The sequence below is a fragment of the Streptomyces sp. NPDC033178 genome (assembly GCF_055577685.1).
Genome location: NZ_JBVIPT010000023.1, coordinates 44,254 through 60,320 on the forward strand (window position 1 = coordinate 44,254; position 16,067 = coordinate 60,320).

13 protein-coding genes are annotated in these 16,067 nt (G+C 71.5%); 5 read left to right on the top strand and 8 right to left on the bottom strand.

The annotated features are described in order from the left end of the window. Nucleotides 1-9 precede the first annotated feature (9 nt). The 4 genes from mdlC to ACZ5VQ_RS41410 form a co-directional block, all read right to left on the bottom strand. On the bottom strand, nucleotides 10-1,719 hold the full coding sequence (mdlC, locus tag ACZ5VQ_RS41395; RefSeq protein WP_469109514.1) for a benzoylformate decarboxylase: 1,710 nt from the start codon (nucleotides 1,717-1,719) through the stop codon (nucleotides 10-12). Further along, nucleotides 1,716-2,480: an ABC transporter permease gene (locus ACZ5VQ_RS41400; RefSeq protein WP_469109515.1), complete on the bottom strand. Its 765-nt coding sequence runs from the start codon at nucleotides 2,478-2,480 to the stop codon at nucleotides 1,716-1,718. The genes mdlC and ACZ5VQ_RS41400 overlap by 4 nt, the downstream gene beginning before the upstream one ends. A gap of 286 nt (nucleotides 2,481-2,766) precedes the next feature. Further along, nucleotides 2,767-3,546, bottom strand: a complete 780-nt coding sequence (locus ACZ5VQ_RS41405; protein ID WP_469109516.1) for an ABC transporter permease — start codon at nucleotides 3,544-3,546, stop codon at nucleotides 2,767-2,769. A 41-nt stretch (nucleotides 3,547-3,587) separates the two neighbouring features. Further along, nucleotides 3,588-4,577, bottom strand: coding sequence for an ABC transporter substrate-binding protein (locus tag ACZ5VQ_RS41410; protein WP_469109517.1), 990 nt, complete (start codon nucleotides 4,575-4,577; stop codon nucleotides 3,588-3,590). Nucleotides 4,578-4,732: 155 nt separating this feature from the next. On the opposite strand from ACZ5VQ_RS41410, the gene ACZ5VQ_RS41415 reads away from it, so the two are divergent. The 3 genes from ACZ5VQ_RS41415 to ACZ5VQ_RS41425 all read left to right on the top strand — a co-directional run bounded on the left by ACZ5VQ_RS41415 (nucleotide 4,733) and on the right by ACZ5VQ_RS41425 (nucleotide 8,211). Next, entirely contained in the window at nucleotides 4,733-6,040 is a 1,308-nt protein-coding gene (locus ACZ5VQ_RS41415; protein ID WP_469109518.1) for a cytochrome P450, read from the top strand. A gap of 108 nt (nucleotides 6,041-6,148) precedes the next feature. After that, nucleotides 6,149-6,706: a hypothetical protein gene (locus tag ACZ5VQ_RS41420; protein WP_469109519.1), complete on the top strand. Its 558-nt coding sequence runs from the start codon at nucleotides 6,149-6,151 to the stop codon at nucleotides 6,704-6,706. A 32-nt stretch (nucleotides 6,707-6,738) separates the two neighbouring features. Beyond that, the gene (locus ACZ5VQ_RS41425; RefSeq protein ID WP_469109520.1) at nucleotides 6,739-8,211 is read left to right on the top strand and encodes a hypothetical protein; all 1,473 of its coding nucleotides are present in this window, start codon (nucleotides 6,739-6,741) and stop codon (nucleotides 8,209-8,211) included. Nucleotides 8,212-8,300: 89 nt separating this feature from the next. Here the strand turns inward: ACZ5VQ_RS41425 and ACZ5VQ_RS41430 are convergent, their stop codons facing one another. Both ACZ5VQ_RS41430 and ACZ5VQ_RS41435 read right to left on the bottom strand, forming a co-directional pair. After that, nucleotides 8,301-8,978: an AIM24 family protein gene (locus ACZ5VQ_RS41430; protein ID WP_143638556.1), complete on the bottom strand. Its 678-nt coding sequence runs from the start codon at nucleotides 8,976-8,978 to the stop codon at nucleotides 8,301-8,303. 224 nt (nucleotides 8,979-9,202) lie between these two features. Beyond that, on the bottom strand, nucleotides 9,203-11,065 hold the full coding sequence (locus ACZ5VQ_RS41435; protein ID WP_469109521.1) for a S8 family peptidase: 1,863 nt from the start codon (nucleotides 11,063-11,065) through the stop codon (nucleotides 9,203-9,205). Nucleotides 11,066-11,361: 296 nt separating this feature from the next. Here ACZ5VQ_RS41435 and ACZ5VQ_RS41440 point away from each other — a divergent pair, with 296 nt between their 5' ends. Next, nucleotides 11,362-11,625 (top strand): hypothetical protein, encoded by a 264-nt coding sequence (locus tag ACZ5VQ_RS41440; protein ID WP_469109522.1) that lies wholly within the window; start codon nucleotides 11,362-11,364, stop codon nucleotides 11,623-11,625. Between the two features lie 92 nt (nucleotides 11,626-11,717). Here the strand turns inward: ACZ5VQ_RS41440 and ACZ5VQ_RS41445 are convergent, their stop codons facing one another. Next, complete coding sequence (locus ACZ5VQ_RS41445) at nucleotides 11,718-13,511, bottom strand: ABC transporter ATP-binding protein (RefSeq protein ID WP_469109523.1); 1,794 nt, start codon at nucleotides 13,509-13,511, stop codon at nucleotides 11,718-11,720. A 166-nt stretch (nucleotides 13,512-13,677) separates the two neighbouring features. Between ACZ5VQ_RS41445 and ACZ5VQ_RS41450 the strand changes: the two genes are divergently transcribed. Further along, nucleotides 13,678-14,358 (top strand): TetR/AcrR family transcriptional regulator, encoded by a 681-nt coding sequence (locus tag ACZ5VQ_RS41450; RefSeq protein WP_469109524.1) that lies wholly within the window; start codon nucleotides 13,678-13,680, stop codon nucleotides 14,356-14,358. Between the two features lie 24 nt (nucleotides 14,359-14,382). Here the strand turns inward: ACZ5VQ_RS41450 and ACZ5VQ_RS41455 are convergent, their stop codons facing one another. Beyond that, on the bottom strand, nucleotides 14,383-16,011 hold the full coding sequence (locus ACZ5VQ_RS41455) for a hypothetical protein (RefSeq protein ID WP_469109525.1): 1,629 nt from the start codon (nucleotides 16,009-16,011) through the stop codon (nucleotides 14,383-14,385). Between the last annotated feature and the right edge of the window lie 56 nt (nucleotides 16,012-16,067).

Consider the following 16,067-nt stretch of genomic DNA (forward strand, 5'->3'; position numbering starts at 1 on the left):
GCGGGGCGGTCACCTGTCCCTGGAGTCGGAGTCGAACGCGCCGTCGTCGACCCGGACGTGGAGCAGGAAGGGCCCGTCGTCGTCACCGTGGCCGGCCAGCGCGCGGTCGAGTGCGGCGGGGAGGTCGGCGGACTCCTCCACGTACGCCGCCGGGCAGCCGAAGCCCGTCGCCACCCGGGCGAAGTCGATGTCCCCGATGTCCGTGCCGGGCACGGGTGCGATGTCGATGCGGCGGCCGAGGGCGCGTACGGCGGCGTATCCGCCGTTGTCGAGGAGGACGTACGTGACGGGCGCCCGATGGCGTGCGGCGGTCCACAGTGCCTGCACGGAGTACAGCGCCGAGCCGTCGCCGACCAGGCACACCACCCGCCGCCGGTCGGCCAGCGCGCGCCCCACGGCGAGCGGCAGTCCCCAGCCGAGCGCGCCGCTGCCGGTGGTGAGGAACCCGCCCGCCGATTCGATCCGCACGCGCGCGTGGAGCGCTTCGCGATGGCTGGGCGTCTCCTCCACGAGGACGCGGTCGCGGGGCAGCCGCTCCTGGAGCAGGTCGAGTACGAGCTCCGGTGTGATCGGGCCGTCGCCGTTCCCGTTCCCGTTCCCATCGCCGTCGCCTTCGCCGGAGGCGCGCGCCGGGAGGGGGATCGGGCGGGAGGGTGGCGGTTTGCGGTCCGACTCCCGCACCAGCGCGGCTAGTTGGCCGACGGCCGGTTTCAGCGTCGTGACGATGCTCGTGCCCGTCGGCAGCCAGGCCGCCTGCCCCGGGTCGCAGTCGAGGTGGAAGAGCTCGGTACGCGCGGGCAACGGCGGGCTCTCCGTGTGGAAGTGGTACGTGAACAGGGGCGCCCCCAGGGCCACCACCACGTCGTACGCCTCCAGGCAGGCCGCCAGCCGGTCGGCCGCCGGCGGCAGGAACCCCTGGAAGAGCGGGTGCGACTCGGGGAAGCCGGAGCGCCCGGACATCGGGCTCATCCAGACGGCGGCGCGGGTGCGTTCGGCGAGGGCGCGGACCTCGGCGGTCGCCTGCTCGTCGTCGACTCCGGGGCCGACGACCAGCGCGGGCCGCTCGCAGGTGTCCAGGCGCGTCGCCAGGGTGGACAGGGCCCCCGCGTCGGCGGTGAACGCGCCGTGCAGCGTGCGCGGTTCGACGTGCGCGGCCGGCCGGTCCCAGTCGTCCTCGGGGACGGACACGAAGACGGGGCCGCGCGGATGCGACATGGCGAGGCGGTGGGCCTCGGCGAGCACAGCCGGTACGTCGGCCGCGCGGTCCGGCTGGCGGCTCGACTTCACGTACGGGCGCGGGAACTGTACGGGGTCGTCGGCTCCGAGGAACGGCCTCAGCTGGGTCAGGGCGCGCGACTGCTGGCCGGCCAGGACGACGAGGGGCACGCGGTCGCGGTAGGCGTTGAAGACCGCGCCCAGGGCATGGCCCACTCCGCCGGCCGAGTGGAGGCTGACGAGGGCGGCGCGGCCCGTGCCCAGTGCGTGTCCTGCGGCCATGCCCACGGCGACGGATTCCTGTAGTCCCAACACATAGGTGAAGTCGTCGGGCCAGTCGCGGAACATGCGCAGTTCCGTGGAGCCCGGGTTGCCGAAGACGGTGGTCATGCCGGTGTCTCGGCAGAACCGGATGACAGCTTCCAGGACGGTGACGGTTTCCGCCGCGCGGGCCGGACCCGCGTCCGGCTTCGACTCGGACTCCGGCTTCGGCTTCGGCTTCATGCAGGCCTCCCTTTGCCCAGCAGTCGCTTCTCGACCGCCAACAGGCCGGTGTTGAGTACGTATCCAAGGGCGCCGAGGAGCACCAGCGCGGCCCACACGGTGAGCAGGTCGGAGCGCGACTGGGCGTCGGTGAGTGTGAAGCCGATGCCGTTCGCCGTGCCGGGCAGCAGCTCCGAGAAGACCATCAGGATGAGGGAGAGCGAGAGGCTCAGACGCAGGCCCGCGAAGATGCGCGGGAGGGCCGAGGGCAGGAACAGGAGCCAGAGTCGTTGCGGCGTGGTCAGGCGCAGTACGGCCGCCACGTCGATGCGTAGGGGGTCTGTGTTGCGGGCGCCCTCCGCCGTGTTGATCAGTACGGGCCAGATGGCGCTGAAGACGATCGACGCGAGTTGCATCTGGGTGCCGAAGTCGAAGATCACGACGAAGACGGGGACCAGGGCCGGGGGTGGGACGGCTCGGGCGAACTGCAGGGCCGGGTTGCAGAGGGCGTAGGCGCGACGGGAGCGGCCCAGGGCTGTGCCCAGGGCGATTCCCGCGGCTGCGGCGAGGGCGAAGCCCGTGGTCATGCGGGCGAGGCTGGGGAGGATGTTCTCGGTGGCCTCCGGGGTGAGGAAGGCGTGGGTGGGCGGGCCCGAGAACCACAGGTCGTGGGTGTGGCGGGCGATTTCCGAGGGTGGCGGGAAATAGACGCTGTCGTGTGTGCGGGTGACTGCCTGCCAGACGCCTACGACCACGGCGAGCACCCCCCACCGAAGCAACACGCTCCGCGCCGCCTTACCACCCCTCATCGCCCGACCTCTCCGTCCTGGATCTCGCCCCCGCCGCCCCTACCCATTCCCGTCCCTTTCCGGGGGCTCCGCCCCCAGACCCCCACATCGCGCTGAACGCGCTCGTCCTCAAACGCCGGACGGGCTGAGTGTGTCGGCCGGGCTGCGAAGTATTTAGCCTCTCCGGCGTTTGAGGAGCGGGGGTTCGGGGGCAGCGCCCCCGAGTAGTGACGGGAATGGGTAGGGGCGGCGGTGGCGAGAACCCAACCCCCCACCCACCTCACCGCATCCCCCGATGCTCCGGCGTCCAAGGGAACAGCCTGCGCTCCCCCCACACCAGCACGCTGTTGATGACCAGCCCAAGGGCCCCGGCCCACACCACCCCCGCCAGCACGTCCCGTGTGCCGTCCGTCGACAGGCCGGACTGGGCGATGAAGATGCCGAGGCCCTCACCGAAGCCCGCGAGGATCTCGGTGGCGACGGCGAGGATGAGGGCGATGGCGGCGGAGATACGGACGCCCGCGGCGATGAAGGGCGCGGTGGCGGGGAGTTCGACGCGCAGGAGGACCGAGAGACGGCCGAAGCCGAAGGCGCGCAGCGTGTCCTTGGCCAGGGGATCGGTCTCACCGAGGCCGTAGACGGTGTTGAAGAGGACGGGCCAGACGGACGCGTACGTGATGAGGGCGACCTTCGTCTCCGTACCGGAGCCCAGCAGCAGGGACACCAGCGGGATCAGCGCGACGGACGGCAGGGGCCGCAGGAACTCCACGATCGCGCGCACGGCTTCGTCGACCACGGGCACACTGCCGAGCAGCAGCCCCAGCGGGACGGCGATCGCACAGGCGAGGCCGAGGCCGTAGGCCCAGGCCCGGACCGTCGCTCCGACCCCGTCCAGGAAGACCTGATCGCCCGCCAACTCCACCGCCCGCACCAGGACTTCGGAGGCGGGCGGCAGATAGCTGCGGCGCACAAGACCGGCCCGGCCGACCGCCTCGCACACGCCGAAGGCGAGCAGCACGCCGAGCGCCCCGAGCACCAGTTCCTGACGACGTCTCCTCACGTGACTCACTCGGCTCACTGGGCTCACTGGGCTCACTGGGCTCACTTGACGAGCAACGTTCCCGGATCGATCGCCTTCTTCAACAGGCCCTGTTTCTTCATGAGTTCGGTGAGGCGGCGCAGCTGGGTGACGTCCGTGGTCGCCGGGTAGGCCGGCAGGCGGATCGACTCGGCCTGGTCCGCGGTCACCTTGGCGTACTTGGGCAACTCCTCGCGTACGGCGCTCTGGTCCTGGGTGGCGATCTCCGCGGCCGCGGCGATGGCTCGCTTGAAAGCCGCCGCGGTGTTCGGGTTCTCGGAGGCGTAACCGCGGGTCGTGACGTAGCCGCTGATCGGTATGGACTCGACGGGCGCGGAGCCGCCGTCGACGAGGACTCGGGCGTCGAGGTCGTTCTGGATGGCGCTGTTGAAGGGCTCGGCCGCGTGGACGGCGTCGACCTGTCCCTTCTCCAGGGCGGGTCCCATCTGGGGGAAGGCGATCTGCCGGTACTCGGGGCGGCCGGCGCCCTGTTGGTCGAGGATCGCGTTCAGGGTCAGTGACTGGATGTTGTTGAGGATGTTGACGGCGACCTTCTTGCCCTTGAGGTCGGCGACGCTCCTGATGTCCGAGTCCTGGGGCACGAGGACGTCCATCATGTGCGGCGCGACGCGCGCCCCCTCGGCGAGGATGCGGAGGTCGAGGGTGCCCTTCTCGTGGGCCTGGAGGAAGGTGACGTAGTTCGCGCTCGCGATGACGTCGACCTGCCCCTTCGACAGGGCGGGCAGTGCCTGGATGCTCTGCTGGACGGGCTGGATGCGCACGTCCAGGCCCTCCTTCTTGAACAGGCCCCGGTTCTGCGCGATGTAGAGGGGTGCGTCGTCGGCCAGCGGGAGCGCGGCGACGGTGATGCTCGACCTCTCCAGCCCGTTGCCCCCGGCGTTACTGGAATCGGAGTCGTCGGAGTCGCCGCCGCAGGCCGCCAGGGTCATCACCAGGGCGATCGCGGCGACGGTCGGTTTTCCCGTACGGATTCGGGATCGGCGCGTCGGCATGCGCGCATGATGCCCCCGACTTGACGTGATCACCACACACTTATGCGCCGTTCCCGCGGTCCTCGGGAAAATGCGAAAGCACATTCGCGCAGCCGGTCGCGCGAGCCCTCGCGCACGCCCTTGCCGCCCCGCCACGGCCGGGCCACCGTGGTGGCGTGACCTCACGAGCGACGCCCACGCCACCCGCCGGGGAACCCGGTCCGGACGCCGGCCCGGACGCCGGCCCCGACGTCTTCGACCCCCGGCAGTACGCCGCCGGTGTCCCCCACGCCGCCTATCGCGTCCTGCGCGACCACCACCCCGTGGCCTGGCAGCAGGAGCACGAGGTTCTCGGCTGGCCGGCCGGGCCGGGCTTCTGGGCGGTCACCCGGCACACCGACGTGGTCCGGGTGCTGAAGGACTCGGAGACGTACTCCTCATACCTCGGGGCGACGCAGATCAGGGATCCGGATCCGGAGGACCTGCCGTTCATCCGGCGGATGATGCTCAATCAGGATCCGCCGGGGCACGGGAGGTTGAGGCGTCTCGTCAGCCGGGCGTTCACCCCTCGTCGCGTCGACCACTTCGCGTCGGTCGCCCGCACCCGGGCCCGCTCGCTGTTCGAGCAGGCGGTGGCGACCGCCCGTAAGAACGACGGGACGTGCGACCTCGTCACCGACGTCACCGACGACTACGCGCTGCTCAACCTCGCGGATCTGCTCGGTGTGCCGGAGAGCGACCGCGGGCTGCTGCTGCACTGGACCCAGCGGGTCATCGGCTACCAGGACCCGGACGAGGCGGGCCCGCCCGTCCTCGACGCCGTGGGCAGACAGGTCAACCCCCGCTCCCCCGCGGCGCTGCGGGACATGTTCGCGTACGCCCGCGAGCTGGCCGGTCACAAGCGGCGGCATCCCGGTGACGACGTCATGACCGTACTCGCCGCCGACGGTGAACTCGCCACCGCGGAACTGGAGATGTTCTTCTTCCTGCTGACGGTCGCGGGCAACGACACGGTTCGCGGCGCGGCTCCCGGCGGGATGCTGGCACTGGCCGGGCATCCGGAGGCGTACGCCCAACTGCGCGCCGGAGACGTCGACCTGGAGTCGGCCGTCGACGAACTCCTGCGGTGGCACCCGCCGGTGCTCACCTTCCGTCGCACGGCAGCGCACGACACCGAGCTGGCCGGGACGCCGGTCCGCGCCGGGGACAAGGTGGTGGTCTTCCACGCCTCCGCCAACCACGACGAGCGGGTGTTCGCCGAGCCGCACCGGCTCGACCTGGCGCGTACGCCGAATCCGCACGTCTCCTTCGGGGACGGGCCGCATGTCTGCCTGGGCGCGCACTTCGCCCGGCTGCAGCTGCGGGTGCTGTACGAGGAGGCGCTGCGCGCCCTGCCCGTGGCTCCGCGCGTCGCCGGACCTCCCCGGCGGCTCGTCTCCAACTTCATCAACGGCCTGAAGTCGCTGCCGCTGCACGTGGCCTGAGTGCGCCGGTTCGGCTGGGCTCCCTGAGGTACGGGTTGACGATCCATTGACCTGCAACTTAGGTTTGCCTTACCTAAGTGGTTTTCGCCTCCGAAAGGCCAACTGCCCATGAGATCCGCCGTGTTCGCCCGCGCCACCCGAATCGCCGCCGTCGGTGCCACCGCCGCCGCGCTGACGGTCGGGCTCGCCACCTCCGCCTCGGCCGCCACCGCCACGCGGTCCGTGACGGTGAGCGGAACGACGTACAACCTGTCCCTGACGGCCCCCGACACCCTGTCGGCCGCCGGACAGAACATCACCGTCTCCGGCAGTGGCTACAACACCATCCAGGGCGTCTACGTCGGCCTGTGCGTGATACCCGACGGCGTCGTGCCCGGTGACCCGTCGACGTACACCTCCCGGCCGACCCCCTGCCTGGGCGGCGCGGACCAGTCCGGCACGACGGGCGCCTCGCACTGGGTGTCGAACTTCGGCGGCGGCACGGTCGCGAACAGCTCTGCCTACGGCTCCGGCGGCTCCTTCAACGTCAGCGTGCACGTGAACCCCAACATCGCCTCCGGCCAGGTCTGCGGCACGGACGTCGACTGCGCCATCGTGACGCGCGCCGACCACACGGCGAGCGGCACCCGCTCGTACGACGTCTACATCCCGGTCACCTTCTCGTGACCGCGCCTCTCAGAACCCGGGGGCGGAGCGATGTGCTCCGCCCCCGGGCGGCGGGCGCCCTCGTGGGGATCACGGCGGTGGTCCTCACCGCCGTCGTCGTCAGCACGCCCGCCGTCGGCGCCGACGACCCGCCGGGGACGGAGGGTTACGAGCAGACGGCCCGCCTCACGACCGTCGGCAAACCGCTCGACCTGCTGGTGCACCCCGAGTCGGGGAAGCTGTACGTCGGATCCGACACCGTCGCCGGTACGACGGGCGGCAGCCTGGCCGGCGTCTATGTCGTCGACCCGGCCTCCGGGAACGTACTGAACTGGGTGAAGACCTCGCCCGGCAGCACGGGCGCGCCCGCCCAGCTTCCGGGCAAACGGCTCGCCGGGCCGCTGCCGGGCGACGGGGTGCACTATCTCGTCGGGCTGCGCGGGATCGCCGCCGTGAAGGACGGGGACACGGCGGGGCGCGGGGGCTGGCTCACCGGCACGACGATCACGCAGGCCAAGGCCGGGGCGAAAGCCGGCACGGTCGTGGTCGTACGCGGGACGAAACTGGAGGAGGTCGCCGTCGGCGAGACGTCGGTGACCGTTGAGCGCTCGCTGACCCTGCCGGCCGCCGGAGGGCCGCTCGCCGTGGACACCGCCGCCGGGCAGATCTGGGTCGCCGACAACACCAACAGCCTGCTGCGCAGGGTCGGTTCGGCCGACTTCACGCCGGACGGCAAGGAGATCCCGCTGGCCGCCGGTGCCGCGGTGTCCTTCCTGGAGTGGGACACCGAGCGCGGAGTGCTGTGGGCGGGGCGCGGCACCGTGCTGGAGGCGTACGACATCGCCACCGGCAAACTGGCCGCCTCCTTCGACGCGCAACCGGGCGACACGATCGCCGATGTCGCGGTGGACCCGCGCTCCGACCGGGCGTTCGCGGTGTGGCAGGACTGGGGCAACCCGCCGGAGGAGGGGGACGGCGTGGGGCAGCTCGCGGTGTACGACACGGCGACACTCAAGGACCTCGACATGGGTGCCGAACTGCCGGGTGTCAACGGCCAGTTGGGCAGCTCGTCCGTCGCGGTGACGCCGGGCGGCGACTCGGTGTTCGTCGCGAGCCCGTCCGACGCCTCGCTCACCGTGTTCCGGGCGCCGGTGCCGCCGTCGCCCTCCGAGTCGCCGTCACCGTCCGACCCGGGGTCGCCGTCGCCCTCGGACCCGGCCTCGCCAAGCCCCTCGGACGGAACGTCCGAGCCGTCGCCCAGCGACTCGGGACCGGACGCCGACCCGACCGACTCCGGGACCACGGTTCCCGTCGACGGTCCGAGCGCCGACGGCAACAGCGCGGGTGGCACGGAAGGCGGCGGCGCGCAGACCACGACCGGTGGCGGCTCGCTCGACGCCACCGGCGACGGGTCGCTCGCCTCCACCGGCACCGACGTGCTCCTGCCCGCCGCGGCCGGCACCGCGGCGCTGCTCGCCACCGGCACCGCCGCGGTGCTGTGGCGCCGCCGACGGGCCACGACGTAGACCCGTCGGAGGATCGCGAAGGAGACAGGCGGACACCCGGCACCACAGGAAGGTCCGACAACCGCGAACAGGCCCGACAAGGGCCCGTATCAGTGCTGTTGGACCTTCTGCGGTGTCGCCTCGCTCGGCCGTACGACGACGTATCCCTCGCCCTGGAGCATCAACTGCACGGCCTCGCCCGAGCCGCCGCGGATCATCGAGCCGATGGACTGCGAACGGTGCAGCGAGGTCTGGAGGTTGGCCGTCCAGCCGACGATCGCGTCCGTGTCGACGTACACCGGCCACTGCGGCGAGACCGGGATGACCAGCGGGTTGCCCTCGCAGACGAGACCGAGCCTGCCGTGCCCGGTGAAGACGCTGTTGAACAGCCCGCCGCCGGTGATGCCCGCGCCCTTCACCGTCTTGATCTCGTACTTCAGCGAGGCGTCGAAGCACAGTACGTTGCGGCCGTTGACGGTGAAGACGTCACCGGGGTCGATGTCGACGATGAAGCAGTTCTGCGCCTCGTGCGCGAACCAGGCCTCCCCCTGCCCGCGCACCGCCATGAGCGCCAGCCCTTCGCCCGTGACGGCCCGTTTGAGCATGCCGCCGACGCCCTGGCCCTTGCGCTCGAACTGCAGATTGCCCCGGTAGGCGATCATCGCGCCCTGCCGGGCGAGCATCTCGCCGTTGACGGCGTACTTGATCGACTTGGCGTTCTCGACGCTCATGCCCGCCGCAGTGGCCGGCTGCACCATGTACTCGCTGGAAAACAGATCACCCTTCATGCGGGCATCCTGTCCCGGACGCGCGGGTTCCACCATCCAGCGGCGGGATGAAAGGCGGCGACGAAGGTATACGTCCGTGGAACGAAAGGCGGGGCGGCCGACGCCCGCTCGCGTCGGCCGCCCCTGCGGGGGCCTTTCGGCCCCACCCTGTGGGGGGTGGTTCGTCAGTCGTCGATCAGCCGCCGTCCGTCTGGGTCATCAGCCGTCCGACAGCCGCTCGACGGTCAGAAGGTCAGCTTCCAGCTGTTGATCGTGCCGGTGTCCGCCGAGGCCACGTCCTGCACACGCAGCTTCCAGGTGCCGTTGGCGGTCTCGCTGGAGGCGTCCACGGTGTACGTCGTGTTGACGTTGTCGGCCGAGTCCGAGCCCGAGGACTTCAGCCGGTACGCCGTGCCGTCCGGGGCGACCAGGTCGATCACCAGGTCACCGCGGTAGGTGTGGGTGATGTCGACACCGACCTGGAGGGCCGAGGGCGCGTTGCCGGTGCGGCCACTGACGGCGATCGAGGACTCGACGGCCGAACCGGCGTCCGGGATGGAGACGGCCGTGGTGCTGGTGAAGGTGGTGCCCCCCGTGGAGCCTCCCGACCCGCTCACCGCCTGCACCGTCTTGGCCGCGTCCGCGAGGCCCGCGCCACATCCGCCCGAGCAAGTACCGGGCAGAGCACGCGAGTTGGTCTTGATCGCGGACTCGATCTGGGCCGGGGTCAGCGCGGAGTTCGCCGACTTGGCGAGCGCGGCGAGACCCGCGATGTGCGGGGCGGCCATGCTGGTGCCCTGGTAGTAGGCGTACGACTCCGAACCGGGGCCCTGCGTACCGGAGTTCAGCGTGGACAGGATGCCGTTGGCGGTACCGGTGCTGGTCTGGCCACCGGGTGCCGCGATGTCGACGACCGAGCCGTAGTTGGAGTAACTGGCCTTGGCGCCCGTGCGGTTGAGCGCGGCCACCGAGATGACGTTGCTGCAGCTGGCCGGCGAGTAGTTGGCCGCGTTGGCGTTGCTGTTGCCGGCCGCGACGACGACCGTGGTGCCCCGGCCGACCGCGTTGTTGATCGCGGTCTGGGTGGCCGTGGTGCAGGCACCGCCACCGCCCAGGCTCATGTTGATGACCTTGGCGACGTTGGCGTTGGCCGGGACGCCGGAGACCGTACCGCCGGACGCCCAGGTGATGGCGTCGATGATGTCGGAGTCGTAGCCGCCGCACTTGCCGAGGACGCGCAGCGGGGAGATCTTCGCGTTGTACGCGATGCCCGCGACACCCTTGCTGTTGTTGGTGACGGCCGCGATGGTGCCCGCGACGTGCGTGCCGTGCCAGGAGGAGGAGCTGCCCGTGGTCTGCTCGCACTCGCCGGCGGCGTACCAGTCGCCCGGGTCGGCCGGGTTGCTGTCACGGCCGTTGCCGTCGACCGAGACCGCGGTGTCGGAGATGAAGTCGTAGCCCGCGACGACGTTGGCGGCGAGGTCGGAGTGGGTGACGTAACCGGTGTCGATGACGGCGACGGTCACGCCGCTGCCGGTCGCGGTGTCCCAGGCGCCGGGCACGCGCATGCCCGCGGTGGTCTCGAAGAGGTCCCACTGCTTGCTGTACTCGGTGTCGTTCGGGTCGGCCTGCGGCTTGTTGAGGCGGTCCGGCACGACGTACGCGACCTGCGGGTCGGCCTGGTACTCGGCGACGACGTCGGCGACATCGGCCTTGCTCAGCTGCTCGCCGAGGTCGACCAGCGCGGCACCGGTGCCGAGGCGGCGCTGGAAGTCCAGGCTCTCGCCGGCCTCCTTGCCCTTGGCCTCGGCGTCGGCGGAGGCGGCCTTGTTCGACCTGGCCTCGGTGGCGCCCGACTTGTAGCCGACGATCAGTCGCTCGGCGGGGGCGGACACGGCAGCGGCGGCGGTCTTCGCGGCCTGTTCGGCGGGGACCTTGGCGGTGGCGGGACCGGCCAGCGCGAGGGACGTGGCGGTCCCGGTCAGCAGCGTCGCGGAGATCGCGGCGACGGATATCAGCTTCCGTCTCGCGGGTCGAGGAGTACGCAAGTGAGTGCCTTTCGTGGCCGGCTCCGGGCAGCGCGAAACGGGCGGTGCGATGCGGTGCATGCGGTGCCGTGCGGTGCGGAGCAGCAGTTCGATTCGCTTCGTCGTCGAAGCGGCGGGGGTGCAATCGAGAGGGCGCTGGGGCCGGCCGTGCGCGAGCCTCCAATCAGGGGTTACCTGTGGTTCGGCTGTGGTCGAACACTAGGCGGAGCCCTTGTCCCGCGGATACGGGGAAAACCCTCGATCCATGGCCGAGAACCCCCTATGGGGACCGCCCAGTTGGCGGGAAAGCACCCTTTCCGGACGTTTGGCGGTTCAAGGACGACCGCGGCACGAAGGCCGAGGCGGAGCGGACGCCGATGCCCCTGGTCGCCTTCGTCCGCGCGGCCGCCGCCCTGCACGACCTCGGCATCGAGTGCACGATCCTCGTCGACAACCGCGACGGCAGCCTCCAGCCGGCCGACCTGAAGAAGACCAAGCCGACCTGGGCCCGGCTGCCCGCCGTACGGGCGGACCGGACGTTCCCGTGGGCCGTCGAGGAGCGGTACAGCCACGCCGGGTACGCACCGCGCATCGAGCAACTGGCGGCGGCGCTGCGGCAGTTGGAGCCCGCGACCTCGTAACCGGCGCTCCGCGCGAGGGGCTCGGCTGACGTCGGCTGAGCCTGCCGCCGGGCGCAGTCGTCAGGCGCAGTCGTCGGGCTCAGCCGTTGGGCTCAGCTGTCGACGGGCTCGGGCGTCTTCAGGCCGTCGTCGGTGGCCGCGAGGAACTGCGTGGCGGCGAGTTCGGCGTACAGCGGGTCGCCGGCCACGAGTTCGCGATGGGTGCCCACCGCCCGTACCTGCCCCGCGTCCATGACGACGATCCGGTCGGCCATGGTCACGGTGGACAGCCGGTGGGCGACGACCAGGACCGTGGTGGTGCGGGCGACATCGGCGACGGTGTCGCGCAGCGCGGCTTCGTTGACCGCGTCGAGCTGGCTGGTGGCCTCGTCGAGCAGCAGCAGCCGGGGCCGCCTGAGCAGGGCGCGGGCGATGGCGACGCGCTGGCGCTCACCGCCGGAGAGTTTGGTGCCGCGGTGGCCGACGAGGGTGTCGAGCCCCTTCGGCAGCCGGTCGACGAGGGAGTCGAGGCGGGTGGTCTTCAGCGCGCGGAGCACCTCGCCGTCGTCGGCGTCGGGGTTGCCGAGCAGGAGGTTGTCGCGGAGGCTGCCGGAGAGGACGGGCGCGTCCTGCTCCACATAGCCGATGGCGGACCGGAGCGCGGAGACCTCCCAGTCGGTGAGGTCGCGGCCGTCCAGCGCGATGGTCCCCTCCTCCGGGTCGTAGAACCGTTCGATGAGCGAGAACACCGTGGTCTTCCCGGCGCCGGACGGGCCGACGAAGGCGGTCATGCCGCGCGGCGGGACGGCGAAGGTCACGCCGTGGTGCACGTACGGCAGGTCGTCGTCGTAGCGGAAGCGGACGTCCTCGAAGGCGATCGCGGCGGGCTCGGAGCCCGGCTGAGGCAGCGGCGAGGGCTCGGCGGCCGGTTCGGCGGGCAGCAGCCTGGCCTCCTCGATCCGGGCCAGGGCGGCCGAGCCGGTCTGGTACTGGGCGACGGCTCCGACGACCTGCTGGATCGGCGCCATCAAGTAGAAGACGTACAGCAGGAACGCGACGAGGGTGCCGATGTCGACCGCCCCGGTCGCGACCCGTGCGCCACCGACGGCGAGCACGGTGATGAAGGCGACCTGCATAGAGAGGCCGGCCGTGTTCCCCGCCAGCGCGGACCACTTGGCGGCCCGTACGCTCTGGCGCCACGACTCCTCGGCCGCCGCGTGCACGGCCTGCTCCTCGCGGTGCTCGGCGCCCGAGGCCTTGATGGTCCTGAGCGCGCCGAGGGTCCGCTCCAGCGAGGCCCCCATCGCTCCGACGGCGTCCTGCGCGCGCCTGCTGGCGCGGTTGATCCGCGGCACGATCACACCGATCACCGTGCCCGCGGCCAGGACCACGCCCAGGGTGACGCCCGTCAGCACCGGATCGACGAACCCCATCATCGCGAGCGTGGCCACCAGGGTGAGCCCGCCCGTGCCGAGTCCGACCAGCGAGTCGGTGGTGACCTCCCTGAGCAGTGTGGTGTCCGAGGTGATCCGGGCCATCAGATCGCCGGGCTCGCTGCGGTCGACGGCGGATATGCGCAGCCGCAGCAGATGCGAGACCAGGCCCCGCCGCGCGCCGAGCACCACGGACTCGGCGGTGTACCGCAGCACGTACCCGCCCAGCGCCCCGATCGCGGCGTTGGCGACCACGAGACCCGACATGGCCAGCAGCGCGCCGGTGATCGCCCGGTCGTGCCCCAGGTCGTCGATGAGCGTTCGGGCGACCAGCGGCAGCGCGAGCCCGGCGGCGCCGGTCAGCAGCGACAGCACGGCCCCGAGCAGCAGCGTCCAGCGATACGGGCGTACGTAACCGAGCAGGAGCCGCCACGGCGGTGTGGACGGTGTTTCGGACGGGTCGGGCTGTGGCACGGTGCTCCCCCTCGATCGGCTCCCCTCCCGCGCTCGACCGAAGTCTTCTCCGGGGCCTCGTCCGGAGCGAGGGGGGATCGATGAAGTATCGCCGATGCCACTGACAGTGCCGAAGGGGATTTCGACCGGCGTTCTCCGGACAGACCCGTCGAGTAACGTTCGATGAATGACCGCTGCCCCCGAACAACCGGCGTGGCGCCGGCGTGCCGTCGAGCGATCCACCCGGGCCGCGAAGCTGCGCGCGGAGGAACGCGTACAGAGGTTTCTGGACTCGGCCTACGAGCTCATCGCCGAGAAGGGCACGACGGACTTCACCGTCCAGGAGGTCGTCAACCGCTCGAAGCAGTCGCTGCGCAGCTTCTACCAGTACTTCGACGGGAAGCACGAGTTGCTGCTCGCCCTGTTCGAGGACACGCTCGCCAAGTCGGCGAACGAGATCAGGGAAGCCGCCTCGTCGAAGAGCGATCCGCTCCGGGCGCTGCGTCTGGCCGTGGAGATGCTCCACGAGCGGGCGCGGCCGGGCCCCGACGTGCCGCGGCAGCTGTTCGGCGGCTTCGCCCTGCAACTGCTGGTGAAGCACCCCTCCCAGGTGGCGGCAGCCCACCGGCCGCTGCTCATGGTGTTCGCGGAGCTCATCGAGCGGGCCGCCGACGCGGGCGTCATCTCGGCCGGGCGGCCCCGCCGTCAGGCCGCGCTCGTCCTGCAGACCGTCATGTTCGCCGCGCAGGCCCATGGTGCGCCCGCCGACGGTCACGCCGAGCCGGTCACCTCCGAGGAGGTCTGGCGGTTCTGTCTGGGCGGCATCTCCGGCCCCCCGCCGACGGCGGGCAGGCCGGCCACGGCCTGACGGCCGGGTTCGACACCGCGTTCCTCACCCCTCCGAAGGCGATCGTGCCGACAGGCGCAGGACGCTTCCCTCGCCGTTCGCCGAGAGGAGGAGGGAGCCGTCCGGGGTCACGGCGAGGCCCGCGAAGCGGTGGGGCGAGCCGGGCATGCCCGCGGCGAACAGGGCGGGTTCGGTACGGGTGATGCCCGGGGGCAGGCCGACCGCGAGGTCCTCGGCGTCGATCCGGGTCTCCCCCGTCGTGAGGGACACGGCCCGCAGGCACCGGTGCTCGACGTCCACCGTGAACAGTTCGTCCCCGCGGACGGCCAGCCCCTGCGGCGCGCCGAGGCCTTCCGCGACGGCCACCGCCTCGCCGTCGTCGATCCGTAGCACCGCCCCGAGTTCGTCGTCGCTGACGTAGCAGCGTCCTTCGGCGTCGAAGGCGACGTCGACGGGGTGCCGGAGCCCTTCCGCGAGCACGGTGACGGTGTCCGCCCCGTCGATCCGCCCGTCGATCCGTACGACGCGGCCTGCGCCCGACTCGGCCACGACGAGGGCTCCGTCGGGCGAGCGCTCGATTCCGGTGGGCTCGTTCAGCCCCTGCACCCGTACCCGCGTGGTCTTCCGCACGGGATCGTACGTACAGACGTCGCCGTACTCCGAGGCGAAGTGCAGGAGTCCGTCGTCCGCGGTGATGCCGTGGATGAAGGGCTGCAGTTCGTGGGTGATCACGCCGCTGGAGTCGTGTTCCCCGGAGTCGCCGGGGCTCACCAGGCGGTAGTGGTCCGCCGCGTAGACCGTGCCACCGAGGTCGACGGTCACCCCGAAGGGGCCGCTGAGCCCGCGGGGAACGATCTCCCTGGTCCGGCCGTCCTCGCGCATCTCCGTGACCCCGCCGCTGCCGAAGCTGGAGACGAACATGCGGTTCTCCGCGTCGAAGGCCGCATTGTCGAGCCCGAGGACGCCGCTGACGACCACCGACCGCGCTCCGGTGGCGAGATCGATGCGGGTCACGATGCCGGCCGGGCCCCGCGACAGGACGACCAGGACGCCGCCCTTGTCGAAGCGGACCGCGACCGGGTCGTCCACCTCCTCGGCGAACAGTTCGGGTGTGCCGCCGTCCGGCGGGATCCGCCAGACCTGGTTGCCGATCATGTGCGGGTAGTACAGACAGCCGTCCGGGCCGAGCTGCATCGCGTTGCCGAGGGCCAGCCCGTCGGTCAGCACCACCGGGTCGCCGCCGTCAGGGAACAGCTCCAGCAGGCGGCCGTTCATCTTCATCTCGTTGACGAAGAGCCGGTCTCCTACGCAGGTGATGCCGTTGGGTACCTGCACCTGGTCGGAGACGAGGCTGTACGCGCCCTCGGGGCTGCGCCGCCAGACCCGCCCCGGCGTCAGGTCGGCGATGTACATGGAGCCGTCCGCCCCGAAGGCGAGGTCGTCGGGCGCCTGCACCGGACCGTCCAGCGGCACCACCACGTCGACGTCCCCCGAGGCCGTGTCGACGGCGCTGATCTGCCCGGCGAGGAACTGTGCCACGTACAGCCGTCCGTCGGGCCCGAAGGTGACGCCGTTCGAACCCCACAGCCGGTTGGGCGGGTTGAGTCTGCGCAGGTCCCAACGCCTGCTCGTGGGCCGCGTGTTGCCTGTCTCGTCGTATCGGCTGGGCCGCATCGTCGCTTCCCCGTCCCTGGGTCCGGTGATGGTCGCTCACGCGGTCGGGGCGTCGG